The organism is Roseicyclus persicicus (genome assembly GCF_012395815.1).
GTDB classification, from domain to species: Bacteria; Pseudomonadota; Alphaproteobacteria; order Rhodobacterales; family Rhodobacteraceae; genus Roseicyclus; species Roseicyclus persicicus.
Window position 1 is genome coordinate 279,319 of sequence record NZ_JAAZQQ010000002.1, and the last position, 13,952, is coordinate 293,270.

A 13,952-nucleotide genomic window follows, 5' to 3' on the forward strand; every position below is an offset into this window, starting at 1 on the left:
CACCGGGGCCGGGATGCCGGCGGGGTCGCGCGCAAAGGAAAAGGGCGGCCCGAAAAGGCCGCCCCTGTCCCGGTCCGCGTGGCCCGGCCTCAGAGCGCGAGGTTCGGGATGATCTGCTTCTTCCGGCTGACGACGCCCGGCAGCACCACGGTGTCGGCGTCGCCGCAGAGCGTGGCGAAGCTCTTTTCCGCGACCTGCTTGACCAGCGCGTTCGGCACCAGCAGCGTCGACTGCTCGCGCAGGATGTCGACGACGAACAGCAGCACCTGGTCGGCGCCGTCCTCTTCGGCGACCTTGGGCATGGCGGCGACGAGGCTGTCCTTGCGCGCCAGCACGGTCTCGGGCGAGGTGGTTTCCAGCACGCTCACGCGGAAGGTCTTGCCGCCCACCTCGTAGGTCTTGCTGTCCATCCGCAGCAGTTCCGCATCCGAGAAGGCCGACACGTCGGATTTCGCCGCGAACATCTCGGCGGCGTAGGACGGGATGTCGACGCCGAGGTCGGCGGCCAGCGCCTCGGCCACGGCGCGGTCCTCGGGTGTGGTGGTGGGCGAGCGGAACTCCAGCGTGTCGGACAGGATGCAGGACAGCATCGCGCCCTTCACGGCCTCGGGCGCGCGGGCCAGGTCGTCGCCCATCATCTTGCGCATCAGCGTGGCGGTGCAGGCGAGCGGCTCGATGCGGATGTCGATCGGGCCCTTGGTCTCCAGCCCGCCGACCAGCTTGTGGTGGTCGATGATGGCGCGGATGTCGGCGGCGTTGATGCCCTCGGGCAGCTCGGCGGGGTTGTTGGTGTCGACGATCACCACCGGCTGGCCGGCCTCGACGCCGTCGATGATGCGCGGCTTGGGCAGGTTCCAGCGGGCCAGCATGAAGGCGGCCTCGGTGTTGGGTTCGCCCAGCAGGACGGGCTCGGCGGCCTCGCCTTTGACCTCGGTCAGGTACCAGGCCCAGATGATGGGCGAGCCGGTGGAATCGGTGTCGGGGGATTTGTGGCCGAAGACGAGCGTGGACATGCGGAACCCTTTTGGCGATCGGTGCGTCGGATCGCGGGCCGCTTAGCAAACGGCGGGGGCGGTGTCACGGGGTCAGGCGGTCGCGGAAGCCCGGCGGCCGGTCAGGCGGCCCGGCGCGGCGGCGTCGCACCCGTGTCGGTCCCGGTCGCGGGAACCCCGATGCGGTAGCTCGACCAGGCCCGCAGGTCCCGCCGCAGCAGGAGCGGGCGGGCGCGCTCCCGCATCTCGGGCAGCGTCCGCTCCGCCAGCATCAGCGCCAAGAGCGGGTCCGAGGCGATGGCCTGCGGCCCGGTGAAGATGGTCTCGGTCCAGACGCCCTCGGCCTCGATCAGGTGGTGGGCGTCGAGCAGCAGGTGGACATAGGTCGCCGAGCGCCCCGGGGCCTCGGGGCCGAGATCGGCGCAGCCCAGGTCCTCGGCCAGATGCGCGGCGCGGATCAGCACCTCGCCCCCGCCGGGGCGCGTGTCGGCGGCGAGGAAGGCGTGCTGGCGCGAGACCTTCATCTCGGCGTGCGGCAGGCCGCCGCCGAAGGCCCCGGCCGGGATCGTGACCGGGCGCAGGGCCTTGTTGCCGGGCATCTCGTGTGCGGGCACGGTGTGGCGCAGCACCGCCCGCACCGGCTGCCAGCCGGCGTCGAGCGTCCGCACCAGGTCACCGGCCCGCAACCTCGCAGCCGGAACCTGCCCGCGCGCGGTGGTGACGCGCACCCGCGCCGTCAGGCAGATCGGAACATCGTAGGGGTTGTCGGGGATCGTCGCGTCCGCGTCGGTGATCACCCGGTCCAGCAGGTCCTGCGCGGTCAGGCCGTTCGACGAATTGCCGTTGAGGTCGATGGTCAGGGAAATGCCGGGCTTTCCCTTGACCGTGAGGACCCAGAGATCGGGGTTCGACGTCGGCGTCAGGATCACGTCCTCGAGCGGGATGTTCCCGACATAGATGGAATCGGTCTCGGGGTCGAAGCCGTCGACCGTGTCGTTCCCGAAGCCGGGGCCGAACACGATGGTGTCCGCCCCCTTGTTGCTGGTGATCAGCAGGTCGTCGCCCGCGCCGCCCGACAGCCAGTTGTCGCCGTCGCCGCCGTCGAGGGTGTCGTTGCCGGCCGCGCCGAACAGGGAATCGTCGCCCTTGTCGCCGAGGATCAGGTCGTCGCCGGTGCCGCCGTCGATCAGGTCGTCGTCGTCGCCGCCGTCCAGCGTGTCGTTGCCGTCGTCGCCGAAGATCTGGTCGTCGCCCTTGTCGCCCTCGACAAGGTCGTCGCCCGCGCCCGCCTCCAGCGTGTCGTCGCCGTGGTCGCCCTCGATGGTGTCGTCGCCGTCGCCGCCCTCGACGAAGTCGTCGCCGTGCCCGGCGTCGATCTCGTCGTTGCCCGCGCCGCCGAGGATGGTGTCGTCGCCGTGGTCGCCCTCCAGCACGTCGTTGCCGTCGCCGCCGTCGATGAAATCATCGTCGTGGCCGCCGTCGATGGTGTCGTTGCCGGCCCCGCCGTAGATCGCGTCCTTGCCGTGGTCGCCGTCGATCTGGTCGTTGCCGTCGCCGCCGAAGATGGTGTCGTCGCCGTGCTCGCCGTCGAGCTCGTCGTCGCCCGCGCCGCCGTCGATCAGGTCGTTGCCATGGCCGCCGTCGATCTTGTCCACGCCGGCCCCGCCGAGCAGCGTGTCGTTCCCGTCCTCGCCGTCGATGTCGTCGTTGCCGTCGCCGCCGTCGATGCTGTCGTTGCCGGCGCCGCCCTTGAGGTCGTCGTTGCCCGCGCCACCCAGAAGCGTGTCGTTGCCGTCGCCGCCGTCCAGCTTGTCGTCGCCGGTGCCGCCGTCCAGCAGGTCGTTGCCGGCGTCCCCGTTCAGCTCGTCGTTGCCCGCGCCGCCGCGCAGGGTGTCGTTGCCGTCGCGGCCCGATATCCGGTCGTTGCCGCCGAGACCGTTGATCTCGTCGTTGCCGGACGTGCCGGTCAGCCGGTCGTTGCCGGAGCCTCCGTTGATCGTCGCCATGGGCGCTGCGTCGTCCTGCCTCGTGCGCGGCTCGTTTTTCGGGTGGTTCCGCGCTTGGCCGGCATCATGACACCAAATCGCCCCATTTCATAGGGGGTGCCCGGTTTCGGCGCCGGTGGCGGCACCTGCCCCGTTGACAGTCCGGCGCGGCCTGCCTATGTCCCCGCTGCTAGCACTCGCCAACGCCGAGTGCTAACGGCACAGACATAACCGAACCCGAGAGGAGAGTTCGAGAGATGGCATTCAAACCGCTGCACGACCGTGTTCTGGTCCGCCGTATCCAGTCCGACGAGAAGACCAAGGGCGGTCTGATCATCCCCGACAGCGCCAAGGAAAAGCCGTCCGAGGGCGAAGTGATCGCCTGCGGCCCCGGCGCGCGCAAGGATTCCGGTGAGCTGATCGAGATGGCCGTCAAGGCCGGCGACCGCATCCTGTTCGGCAAGTGGTCGGGCACCGAGGTCACCATCGATGGCGAGGAGCTCCTGATCATGAAGGAGTCGGACATCCTCGGCATCATCGAAGGCGCCAAGGCCGCCAAGGCCGCCTGATCCGGCCCAGGCCGAACCACCAGACACAAGATACATGTGAAGGGAGCTATCAGAGATGGCTGCTAAGGACGTCAAGTTTTCCACCGATGCCCGCAACCGTATGCTGCGCGGCGTCAACATCCTCGCCGACGCGGTGAAGGTGACCCTCGGCCCGAAGGGCCGCAACGTCGTGATCGAGAAGAGCTTCGGCGCGCCCCGCATCACCAAGGACGGTGTGTCGGTCGCCAAGGAGATCGAGCTCGAGGACAAGTTCGAGAACATGGGCGCGCAGATGGTGAAGGAAGTCGCCTCGCGCACCAATGACGAGGCCGGCGACGGCACCACCACCGCGACGGTTCTGGCCCAGGCCATCGTCAAGGAAGGCATGAAGTCGGTCGCGGCCGGCATGAACCCGATGGACCTCAAGCGCGGCATCGATCTCGCCGTCAGCAAGGTCATCGAGCACATCAAGGCCGCCGCCCGCGACGTGACCGACAGCGACGAGGTCGCGCAGGTCGGCACCATCTCCGCCAACGGCGAGGTCCAGATCGGCCGCATGATCGCCGACGCGATGCAGAAGGTCGGCAACGACGGCGTCATCACCGTCGAGGAGAACAAGGGCCTCGAGACCGACGTCGAAGTCGTGGAAGGCATGCAGTTCGACCGCGGCTACCTGTCGCCCTACTTCGTGACCAACCCCGACAAGATGGCCGTCGAGCTGGAAGACGTGTTCATCCTGCTGCACGAGAAGAAGCTCTCGTCGCTGCAGCCGATGGTCCCGCTGCTCGAGTCGGTGATCCAGTCGGGCAAGCCGCTGCTGATCATCGCCGAGGACGTCGAGGGCGAGGCGCTGGCCACCCTGGTGGTCAACAAGCTGCGCGGCGGCCTCAAGATCGCCGCCGTCAAGGCGCCGGGCTTCGGTGACCGTCGCAAGGCCATGCTGCAGGACATCGCGATCCTGACCGGCGGCCAGGTGATCTCGGAAGACCTCGGCATGAAGCTGGAGAGCGTCACGCTCGACATGCTCGGCCGCGCCAAGAAGGTCGTCATCAAGAAGGATGACACCACGATCGTCGACGGCAACGGCGAGAAGGCCGAGATCGAGGCCCGCGTCTCGCAGATCCGCCAGCAGATCGAGGAAACCACCTCGGACTACGACCGCGAGAAGCTGCAGGAGCGCGTGGCCAAGCTCGCCGGTGGCGTCGCCGTCATCCGCGTCGGCGGCATGACCGAGGTCGAGGTGAAGGAGCGCAAGGACCGCGTCGATGACGCGCTGAACGCGACCCGCGCCGCGGTGCAGGAAGGCATCGTGGTCGGCGGCGGCGTGGCCCTGGTTCAGGGCGCCAAGTCGCTGAGCGGCGTCAAGGGCGACAACCCCGACCAGGACGCCGGCATCGCCATCGTCCGTCGCGCCCTCGAGGCCCCGCTGCGCCAGATCGCGGACAACGCGGGCGTCGACGGCTCGGTCGTCGCGGGCAAGATCCGCGAATCGAACGACCTGAAGTTCGGCTTCAACGCGCAGACCGAGGAATATGGCGACATGTTCAAGTTCGGCGTGATCGACCCGGCCAAGGTGGTGCGCACCGCGCTGCAGGATGCGGCCTCGGTCGCCGGCCTGCTCATCACCACCGAGGCGATGGTGGCCGACAAGCCGAAGAAGGACGAGCCCGCCGGCGGCGGCATGCCCGACATGGGCGGCATGATGTAATCAGGCCCGTCCTGACGAGATCCCGGAAAGGGGCCGCCTTGCGCGGCCCCTTTTCTATTGCGCGCCCGCCTGCAGGGCGTGGAGCACCTCCAGCGCACGTTCTGCCATCGCCTCGGGGACGAAGACGTGGTCGTGGTGGAACGCCGCCACCATGTTGCAGGGGATGCCTGCCGCGGCCAGCGCGCCAGACACCGCCGCGGTCAAGCCCACCCCGTCCAGCGCCGAGTGCACCGTCAGGGTGATCTGCCGCATCGCCAGCCCCTCGGCCGCCCAGACCGGCAGGATCATCGACGTGCCCTCGGCTTCCGCGAAACTTGCCAGCGAATGCGGGTACAGCCGCTCGGCCAGCTCGGGGTCGGGGATGCTGGCGAAGACCCAGGTCTCCGGCATCAACTCGGGCGACATGCCGCCGATCATCTCGGCGGCGCTGCGGGCGATATCGGGCATGGCGTCCTCCCCGGTTCGGGCCGGGCCATCCTGTCCGCACCGGCGCGCCGCCGGCAAGCCCGCTGTTGCGGCCGGTCAATGCGGCCCCGCCGCCGCGCCGCCAGATTGCGGCCATCCCGACCCCATGCCCCGGACAGGAGACCGTCCCATGCGCACCGCCGGACTTACCCTTGCGCTTGCCCTCGCCGCCGCCCTCGCCGCGCTGCCCGCGCCGGCGCAGGAGGTCGACGACACCGCCCGCCTGACCTTCGGCGGCGACAGCTACGCCGCGGGCGACGACCTGCGCCTCGACACCGCGACCGAGGGCGACCTTTTCGCCGCGGGCGAGGTGCTGGAGCTGACCGCCCCCGCCGGTGGCGCCATGCATCTTGCCGGCCGCCGGGTCGAGGTCGAGGCCGCCCCCGGCGGCGCCCTCTACGCCGCGGGCTACGCCGTCACCGTCCGCGCCGACCTGCCGGGCGCCGCGACCCTGTTTGGCGCCGAGGTCACCGTCGCGGGCGCCGTCGGCGGCAACCTGCGCCTCTTCGCGCAGGAGGCCGAGATCACCGGCGCCGTCGCAGGCTCGGCGCTGGTCGCCGCGCGGGAGCTGCGGCTCGACGCCCCGGTGGCGGGCGACCTGATGCTGTCGGCCGACGAGATCGACTGGGGCCGCGACGCCCGCGTCGACGGCCGCCTGATCCTCTACGTCGAGGAACCGGGCGCCCTTGCCGTGCCCGCCTTCGTCGCTCCGCCCGAGCGCGTGGAGGAGCGCGAGATGGCCGAGTTCCGCGGCGATGTCGGCCCCTCGCTCACCGACGTGCGCCGGAGCGCCGTGCGCAGCGCGGTGCTGGGCTTCCTGGTCAGCGTGCTGGTCGTCGCCGCACTCGCAACCGCCGCCGTGGCCGTCGCGCCCGACCGCGTCGCCCACTGGCGCGAGACCGCGCTGGCGCGCCCCGGCCGCAGCCTCGGGGCGGGGTTCCTGCTCCTGTCCACGCTGGTCGGCGCGGGCTTCGTCCTCGCCCTCACCCTGATCGGCCTGCCGCTCCTGCCGGCCTTCCTGCTGGCGGCGGGGCTTGCCGGCTACGCGGGCTACGTGCTCGGCAGCTACATCCTTGGCGTCGGTCTCTGGCTCCGCTTCGGCAACGCCGCGCCCGAGGGCGTGGTGCAGAAGGCCGCGCTCGCTGCGCTGGGGGCCTTCGTCGCGGGGCTGATCGGGCTGATCCCGCTTCTCGGCTGGCTCGTCGTCCTCGCGCTGTCGCTCGGCGGGCTTGGCGCCATCGCGCTGCACACCCGCGAGGCGCGCGCCGCCTGAGCCCCGGGCGGTTGCCGCCCGCGCGGCCCCGTGCCAAGGTCCGCCGCGACCGGACAGGGGGCTGCGCATGGACAGGATCGGGGTGATCGGGCTGGGCCGGATGGGGGCCGCGATGGCGGCGCGCTTCGTCGCGCAGGGCGTTCCCGTGACCGGCTGGACCCGCAGCGGCCGCGCCGTCGACAGGGTGCCCGCCGCGCCCGATCTCGCGGCGTTGGTCGCGGTCTCCGACGTGCTCGTGCTCAGCCTTTTCGACGATGCCGCCGTGGCCGAGATGCTGGACCGGCTGCTGGACATGGACCTGTCGGGCCGGCTGGTCGCCGACACCAGCACCGTCGTGCCCGGCCACGTCACGTCCCGCGCCGACCGCTTCGCCCGCGCCGGGGCCATGCTGGTCGACGCGCCGGTCTCGGGCGGGCCCGAGATGGTCGCGGCGGGCACCTGTGGCGTCTTCATCGGCGGCACGCCCGAGGCCGCGGCCCGCGCCGAGGCGGCGCTGGCGCCCCTGTCGGCCCGCATCTTCCACGTCGGGCCGCTCGGCACGGGCCTGGTGATGAAGACCGTGAACAACGCGCTGATGCAGAGCTACACGGCGGGCCTCGTCGAACAGCTGCGGATCGCGGCCCGCGCGGGCCTGCCGCTCGAGACCGCGCTGACGATCCTCTGCGGCGGCCCCGCCGGCCTGCCGATGGTGCGCGACCGGGTGCCCCGCATCCTCGGGGACGATCCGAGCGTCGGTTTTCCGGTCAGCGGCGTGGCCAAGGACAACGCCGTCTTTCGCCGCGTCGCTGCCGAGGCCGGGGTGGCGGCCCCGACGCTCGACGCCTTCGCCGCGATCCTTGCCGGGGCGATGGACGACGGGCTGGCGGGCGACGACATCGCGGCGATCATGCGCCGGGCGTACCGCGATGCCTGACCTGCCGCCGCTCCGCTTCACCGGGGCCGAAATCCTGTTGCCGGAGGGCTTCGCGCGCGAGGCGCTGTCGATTGCCGGGGGCCTGATCGTCGAAGGTGGCGGGCGCGAGATCGATCTGACCGGCTACCGCATCCTGCCCGGCATCGTCGACCTGCACGGCGACGGGTTCGAGCGCCACATGGCGCCCCGCCGCGGCGCCGTCGACACGCCCGCCGCGGGTCTGGCGGGCCTCGACGCCGAATGCGGGGCGAGCGGGATCACCACCGCCGTCCTCGCCCAGTTCTGGAGCTGGGAGGGCGGGATGCGCAGCCCCGAGTTCTCCGCCGTGCTGGCCGAGACGCTGGCGGGCGCGGACACGCTGACCGACCTGCACCTGCAGCTGCGGGTGGAGACGCACATGACCGACAGCTTCGACGCGCTGGCCGATCTCGTGGCGCGGGCGGGCGTGACCTATGTCGTCTGGAACGACCACCTGCCGCACAAGGAGCTGGCGGCGGGCAAGCGCCCCCCGGGCCTGACCGGGCAGGCGCTGAAGGCCGGGCGCTCGCCCGAGGCCCATGCCGCCCTGCTCAGGTCACTGCACGAGCGGGGGCCGGGCGTGATCGACGCGCTCGCTTCGCTGGCGACGCGGCTGGCGGCCCGGGGCGTGCGGATGGGCAGCCATGACGACCACACCGCGGAGGATCGGGCCAAGTATCGGGCGCTTGGGGCCGATATCTGCGAGTTTCCCGAGACGCTGGCCGCCGCCGAGGCGGCGAAGGCGGCGGGCGAGCCGGTGATCATGGGCGCGCCCAACGTGGTGCGGGGCGGCTCGCACAGCGGCAAGGTGCCGGCCGAGCGGCTGGTCGAGGCGGGGCTCGTCGATGCGCTGGTGTCGGACTACCACTACCCCACGCTTGTCCGCGCCGCGGCGAAGCTGGGCGACCGCATGGGCTGGGCCGCCGCGTGGCGACTCGTGTCCGGGGGGCCCGCGCGGCTGATGGGCTGGGACGACCGCGGGCGGATCGCGCCGGGGCTGCGCGCGGACCTCGCTCTCCTTGGCCCGTCGGGCCGCGTCGAGGGCACCATCTGCGGCGGGCGGGTCTCGTTCCTGTCGGGCGCGCTGGCCGCGAGGATGCTGGCATGAGGCTGATCGGGCTGACCGCCCTCGTCATGGTCGCCTTCGCGGCCAATTCCGTGCTGAACCGGGCCGCAGTGGGGGCGGGGGAGATCGGCGCGCTCGACTTCGCGCTGGTCCGCGCGGTGGCGGGCGCGGCGGTGCTGGTGCTGCTCCTGCGCCTCCGCCACGCGCGCGTCCCGCTGCTGGAGCCGCGCCGGGCGCTCGGCGGGCTGATGCTGACCACCTATCTGGTGGGCTTTTCGCTGGCCTACCTCGCCATGGATGCCGGCCTCGGCGCGCTGATCCTGTTCGGCGGTGTGCAGGTGACGATGTTCGCGGGCGCGCTGGCGCTGGGTGAACGCCCGCCGGCGCGGCGCTGGGTCGGGGCGGGGCTGGCGCTGGCGGGGCTCGGCTGGCTGGTCTGGCCGGGGGGCGACGTGGCCGCACCCCTCTGGGCGGTTGCCGCCATGGGGGCGGCGGCGGCGGGATGGGGGGTCTACTCGCTCCTCGGGCGCGGCTCGGCGGACCCGCTGGGCGACACCGGGGCGGCCTTCGTCTGGGCGACGGCCGCCTGTTTCCTCGCCGTGCTGGTGCAGACCGGGGGCGCGACGGCGAACGACGCGACGGCGCTGGGCCTTGCGCTGGCGGTCATCTCGGGCGCGGTGACCTCGGGGCTGGGCTATGCGCTCTGGTACGCGGTGCTGCCGCGGCTCGGGGCCTCGGTCGCGGGGCTGGTGCAGCTGTCGGTGCCGGTGATCGCGGCGCTGGGCGGGGCTGTGCTGCTGGCCGAGGCGCCGGGCCTCAGGATGCTGGCCGCCGGCGCGCTGGTGCTGGGCGGGATCGCCTGGGGGCTGATGCCTCAGCGCACCAGGGGTTCCAGCGCGTCGTAGTAGATGATGTCGGACCAGGCCACGTCGGGCAGGCTGTCGGGCTTGTAGCGGTAGCGGCCCATGTCCTGGCGCGCGATCAGGTGGCGCTCGGTGACGATGCCCTCGGGGTCGGTCCAGGGCGCGGTCGGGTCGCCGGCCAGCAGCGTGACGCGGAAATAGATGTCGACCTGGTGGAAGCCGTGACCGGGCGCGTGGAACTCGTTGACGAGGCAGGGCGCGCCCACGGCCACGGTCAGGCCGGTTTCCTCGTGGAACTCGCGCACCAGGTTGTCGGGCAGCGAGCTGTGCGGCTCGACCCCGCCGCCGGGCGCGCAAAGGAGATCGCTCTTGCCCCCGCCCCAGGCGTTGACGAGCAGAAGCCGGTTCTCGACCAGCAGGAGGCCGCGGACGGCGAGGCGGATGCGGGGCGTCGACATGGGCGCGACAGTGGCGTGGGCTGCGGGCGGGGGCAATCCCCCCTCGCGCCGGGGCCGGCCGCCGCCTATCTTGGGATCATGCGTCGCGTGGTTCTCTCCCTGCTCGGTGTCCTCGTCCTCGCCGCCCCGGCGCGGGCGGAGGAGTGCGTGATCCTGCTGCACGGGCTGGCGCGGAGCGAGGTGTCGCTCCTTGTCATGGAGGAGGCGCTGGAGGCCGAGGGCTACCGGGTGGTGAACCGCGGCTACCCGTCGACGCGGGCCTCGATCGCGGAGCTGGCGCCGGTGACGCTGCTGCCGGCGATGGCGCGCTGCGGCGCGGAGCGGGTGAATTTCGTCACCCATTCCATGGGCGGCATCCTGCTGCGCTACTGGCTGGCGCGGCACCGGCCGGCGAACCTGGGCCGGGTGGTGATGCTGGCGCCGCCGAATTCGGGCTCGGCGCTGGTGGACGTGCTGGGGCCGCTCGAGCCCTTCGAGTGGATCAACGGGCCCGCCGGGCAGGAGCTGGGCACGGGGCCTGCCGGCCTGCCGAACCGGCTGCCGCCGGTGGATTTCGAGCTGGGGGTGATCGCGGGCAACCAGACGATGAACCCGCTTTATTCCGCGCTGATCCCGGGCGAGGACGACGGCAAGGTGGCGGTGGAGAGCACGCGCGTGGAGGGGATGGCGGATCACATCGTGCTGCCGGTGACCCACACCTTCATGATGAACAACCCGCTGGTGATCGCGCAGACCATCGCCTTTCTGCGCGATGGCGCCTTCGACCCGGACATGGGGATCTTCGGCGCGATCGAGACGATCGTGGAGTAGGCGCCTTCTCGGGCCCTCGGCGGCGGAGGCGGGCGCGCCGTCCCCCCGGCCGGGCGCGGGGCGGGGGGCGGGTCATGCGTATTTGGGGAAAGATGAAGGGGAGGGGCCGGGCTCAGGCCGGGCCGGTGACGCGGTTGACGTGGCCCATCTTGCGGCCCGGGCGGGCCTGGGCCTTGCCGTAGAGGTGGACCTGCACGCCGGGTTCGGCGGCGAGCGGGACTGCGCGGGCGACATCGGCGCCGATAAGGTTCTCCATCACCACGTTGGCGTGGCGCGCGCCGTTGCCCAAGGGCCAGCCGGCGATGGCGCGGATGTGCTGCTCGAACTGGTCGACGGCGCAACCCGCCTGCGTCCAGTGGCCCGAGTTGTGCACGCGCGGGGCGATCTCGTTTACCACGAGGCCCTGCGGCGTGACGAAGAGCTCCACCCCCATCACGCCGGTGTAGTCGAGCGCGGTCAGGATGCGCGAGGCGACGAGGACGGCGTCGGTGCGCAGCTTGAGCGGCAGGGCGGCGGGGACCGTGGTGGTCGACAGGATGCCGTCGACGTGGACGTTCTCGCCCGGGTCATAGGCGGCGACCGACCCGTCGCGGCCGCGGGCGGCGATGACGCTGATCTCGCGGGAGAAGCGGACGAAGCCCTCGGCGATGGCGGGGGCGCCCTGCAGGGTGGCGAGCGCCGCGGGGGCGTCCTCCGGCGTCATCACGCGGGCCTGGCCCTTGCCGTCGTAGCCGAAGCGGCGGGTCTTGAGGATCGCGGGCGTGCCGGTGGCGGCCAGCGCCGCGGGCAGGTCGTCGGGCGTGTCGATCGGGGCGAAGGGGGCGGTGGCGAGGCCGAGGCCGGCGAGGAAGGTCTTTTCGGTCAGCCGGTCCTGGCTGACCTCTAGCGCGCGGCGGTCGGGGAAGAGCGGCGTCGTCTCGGCCAGCACGTCGAGCGAGGCGGCGGGGATGTTCTCGAACTCGTAGGTGATGAGGTCGCAGGATTCCGCGAAGCGCCGGAGCGCGTCGAGGTCCTCGTAGGGGGCCTGGGTCCGGGCGTGGGCCACGTCGGCGGCGGGCGCCGCGCCGGGTTCATAGATGTGGCAGCGGTAGCCGAGGCGGGCCGCGGCCATCGACAGCATCCGGCCGAGCTGGCCGCCGCCGAGGATGCCGATGGTCGATCCGGGGGGGAGGGGCTCAGTCATCGGACGGGGTCTCGGGGATGGAGGCCGAGAGCGCCGCGCGCCAGGCGTCGAGGCGCTGGGCCAGCGCGGGGTCGGAGGTGGCCAGGATCGCCGCGGCCATCAGCCCGGCGTTGGCCGCGCCCGCGGCCCCGATGGCCATGGTGGCGACCGGGTAGCCCTTGGGCATCTGCACGATGGAGTAGAGCGAATCGACGCCCGACAGCGCCCTGGTCTGCACCGGCACACCGATCACCGGCACGCGCGTCTTGGAGGCCATCATGCCCGGCAGGTGCGCCGCGCCGCCGGCACCCGCGATGATGACCTTGAGGCCGCGGTCCGCGGCGGTGCGGCCGTAGTCCCAAAGCCGGTCGGGGGTGCGGTGGGCCGAGACGATGCGCGCCTCGTAGGGCACGCCCAGCTCGTCGAGGATGGCGGCGGCCTCGCGCATCGTGGGCCAGTCCGACTGGCTGCCCATGATGATGCCGACCTCGATCTCTGCCATGGCCCTTGCCCTCGCGCCGCCCCGGATGGAGCGCCGCACTATAGCCGCGCGCGGCCCGGGCGCAATCCGCCCTCAGGCGATGATGTCGGGGGTCAGCTCGTCCTCGATCCGGGCGATCCGGTCCTTGAGCTGAAGCTTCTGCTTCTTCAGCCGTCGCAGCGTCAGCTGGTCGGGGTTCACCGCGTCGTGCAGCGCGGCGATGGCGTCGTCGAGGTCGCGGTGTTCGCGCCGGAGGACCTCCAGCTTCACCCGCAGCACGTCCTCGTGCGTCATCTCGGTGGGGCCCTTGGGGGCGTTCATCTGGCTGCGATCCCCGCGCTGTCCATGGCCCGGGCAGACCCGCGGGCGCTGCAGTCTAGCGCGCTTGCCCCAGCCCGCCAAGACTTGCAGGGGGCCGGACCGCGCCCCATATCGGTGCCGAGGACGGGCCGCCGCGACCGGGGTCCGCCCATCGTGCAGATCGCTTGATGCAAGGATGTGCCCCGCATGACGAAACTGACCCTTGGCTCGCATCCCTTCCTTCTGGGGTTCGACCAGCTGGAGCGCCTGGTGGAACGGACGGCCAAGTCCGACGCCAACGGCTACCCGCCCTACAACATCGAACAATACGGCGAAAATGCCTACCGCATCACGCTTGCCGTGGCGGGCTTCGCCGAGGACGATCTGGCCATCACGCTGGAGGACCGGCAGCTGGTGATCCGCGGCCGGCAGCGCGACGAGGCCGGCGACCGCGTGTTCCTGCACCGGGGCATCGCCGCGCGGCAGTTCCAGCGCAGCTTCGTGCTGGCCGAGGGCGTGGAGGTGTCGGGCGCGTCGATGGAAAACGGGCTCTTGCACATCGACCTCAAGCGCAGCCTGCCCGAGACCGTGGTGCAGACCATCCGCATCAATGGCGGACGGAAGGGCTGAGAGGAGGGTGACAGCATGACCAACGAACACGACGCGGCCGCCGTCCAGAGCCGGCCCATCGTCTATATCCGGCCCGTCGCCGTGGCCGACCTGCCCGCCGAGCTGCGCCAGCAGGCCCGGGGGGTCGACACGCTCTACGCCATCGGCAGCGAGACCGGCGAGCAGCTGGCGCTGGTCAAGGACCGCCAGCTGGCCTTTGTGGTGGCGCGCCAGAACGACATGGAGCCGGTCAGCGTGCACTGACCCGCGGCGCGGCAGGTGCCCCTGTCGGGCGCAGGGC

Annotated in this window: 16 protein-coding genes; 9 read left to right on the forward strand and 7 right to left on the reverse strand. The window is 71.9% G+C overall.

The window, feature by feature from the left end; translation table 11 throughout:
* Window positions 1–89 precede the first annotated feature (89 nt).
* Both HCU73_RS06605 and HCU73_RS06610 read right to left on the reverse strand, forming a co-directional pair.
* The gene (locus HCU73_RS06605; protein ID WP_168622641.1) at window positions 90–1,013 is read right to left on the reverse strand and encodes a manganese-dependent inorganic pyrophosphatase; all 924 of its coding nucleotides are present in this window, start codon (window positions 1,011–1,013) and stop codon (window positions 90–92) included.
* Window positions 1,014–1,114: 101 nt separating this feature from the next.
* Window positions 1,115–2,998, reverse strand: a complete 1,884-nt coding sequence (locus HCU73_RS06610; protein WP_168622642.1) for a Hint domain-containing protein — start codon at window positions 2,996–2,998, stop codon at window positions 1,115–1,117.
* Window positions 2,999–3,234: 236 nt separating this feature from the next.
* Here HCU73_RS06610 and HCU73_RS06615 point away from each other — a divergent pair, with 236 nt between their 5' ends.
* Complete coding sequence (locus HCU73_RS06615) at window positions 3,235–3,546, forward strand: co-chaperone GroES (protein ID WP_168622643.1); 312 nt, start codon at window positions 3,235–3,237, stop codon at window positions 3,544–3,546.
* Window positions 3,547–3,601: 55 nt separating this feature from the next.
* Window positions 3,602–5,233 (forward strand): chaperonin GroEL, encoded by a 1,632-nt coding sequence (gene groL, locus HCU73_RS06620; RefSeq protein WP_168622644.1) that lies wholly within the window; start codon window positions 3,602–3,604, stop codon window positions 5,231–5,233.
* 54 nt (window positions 5,234–5,287) lie between these two features.
* Here the strand turns inward: groL and HCU73_RS06625 are convergent, their stop codons facing one another.
* A complete protein-coding gene (locus HCU73_RS06625) occupies window positions 5,288–5,680 on the reverse strand; it encodes an ACT domain-containing protein (protein ID WP_168622645.1) in 393 nt (130 codons plus the stop codon).
* Between the two features lie 148 nt (window positions 5,681–5,828).
* Between HCU73_RS06625 and HCU73_RS06630 the strand changes: the two genes are divergently transcribed.
* The 4 genes from HCU73_RS06630 to HCU73_RS06645 are packed head-to-tail and all read left to right on the forward strand — an operon-like array spanning window position 5,829 to window position 9,873.
* Window positions 5,829–6,971, forward strand: a complete 1,143-nt coding sequence (locus tag HCU73_RS06630) for a DUF8173 domain-containing protein (RefSeq protein ID WP_168622646.1) — start codon at window positions 5,829–5,831, stop codon at window positions 6,969–6,971.
* On the forward strand, window positions 6,928–7,884 hold the full coding sequence (locus HCU73_RS06635; RefSeq protein WP_338052010.1) for an NAD(P)-dependent oxidoreductase: 957 nt from the start codon (window positions 6,928–6,930) through the stop codon (window positions 7,882–7,884). Before HCU73_RS06630 ends, HCU73_RS06635 begins: the two co-directional genes overlap by 44 nt.
* Entirely contained in the window at window positions 7,877–9,010 is a 1,134-nt protein-coding gene (locus tag HCU73_RS06640) for an alpha-D-ribose 1-methylphosphonate 5-triphosphate diphosphatase (RefSeq protein WP_168622648.1), read from the forward strand. The genes HCU73_RS06635 and HCU73_RS06640 overlap by 8 nt, the downstream gene beginning before the upstream one ends.
* Window positions 9,007–9,873 carry a DMT family transporter gene (locus tag HCU73_RS06645; RefSeq protein WP_168622649.1) on the forward strand — a complete coding sequence of 289 codons (867 nt, stop codon included), beginning with the start codon at window positions 9,007–9,009 and terminating at the stop codon, window positions 9,871–9,873. The genes HCU73_RS06640 and HCU73_RS06645 overlap by 4 nt, the downstream gene beginning before the upstream one ends.
* Here the strand turns inward: HCU73_RS06645 and HCU73_RS06650 are convergent.
* Window positions 9,843–10,289 (reverse strand): NUDIX domain-containing protein, encoded by a 447-nt coding sequence (locus HCU73_RS06650; RefSeq protein WP_168622650.1) that lies wholly within the window; start codon window positions 10,287–10,289, stop codon window positions 9,843–9,845. The two genes, HCU73_RS06645 and HCU73_RS06650, sit on opposite strands and share 31 nt — an antisense overlap.
* Window positions 10,290–10,367: 78 nt before the next feature.
* Here HCU73_RS06650 and HCU73_RS06655 point away from each other — a divergent pair, with 78 nt between their 5' ends.
* Window positions 10,368–11,099, forward strand: a complete 732-nt coding sequence (locus tag HCU73_RS06655; RefSeq protein WP_168622651.1) for an esterase/lipase family protein — start codon at window positions 10,368–10,370, stop codon at window positions 11,097–11,099.
* Between the two features lie 112 nt (window positions 11,100–11,211).
* Here HCU73_RS06655 and HCU73_RS06660 read toward each other — a convergent pair whose 3' ends face one another.
* From HCU73_RS06660 to HCU73_RS06670, 3 genes are all read right to left on the reverse strand, one after another.
* Window positions 11,212–12,282: a 5-(carboxyamino)imidazole ribonucleotide synthase gene (locus HCU73_RS06660; RefSeq protein WP_168622652.1), complete on the reverse strand. Its 1,071-nt coding sequence runs from the start codon at window positions 12,280–12,282 to the stop codon at window positions 11,212–11,214.
* The gene (purE, locus tag HCU73_RS06665; RefSeq protein ID WP_168622653.1) at window positions 12,275–12,763 is read right to left on the reverse strand and encodes a 5-(carboxyamino)imidazole ribonucleotide mutase; all 489 of its coding nucleotides are present in this window, start codon (window positions 12,761–12,763) and stop codon (window positions 12,275–12,277) included. Before purE ends, HCU73_RS06660 begins: the two co-directional genes overlap by 8 nt.
* A gap of 72 nt (window positions 12,764–12,835) precedes the next feature.
* Window positions 12,836–13,063, reverse strand: a complete 228-nt coding sequence (locus HCU73_RS06670; protein WP_168622654.1) for a YdcH family protein — start codon at window positions 13,061–13,063, stop codon at window positions 12,836–12,838.
* A 186-nt stretch (window positions 13,064–13,249) separates the two neighbouring features.
* Between HCU73_RS06670 and HCU73_RS06675 the strand changes: the two genes are divergently transcribed.
* Together HCU73_RS06675 and HCU73_RS06680 are read left to right on the forward strand one after the other, a co-directional pair.
* Window positions 13,250–13,672, forward strand: a complete 423-nt coding sequence (locus HCU73_RS06675) for an Hsp20 family protein (protein ID WP_168622655.1) — start codon at window positions 13,250–13,252, stop codon at window positions 13,670–13,672.
* Between the two features lie 15 nt (window positions 13,673–13,687).
* Complete coding sequence (locus HCU73_RS06680) at window positions 13,688–13,915, forward strand: DUF1150 family protein (RefSeq protein WP_168622656.1); 228 nt, start codon at window positions 13,688–13,690, stop codon at window positions 13,913–13,915.
* Window positions 13,916–13,952 lie beyond the last annotated feature (37 nt).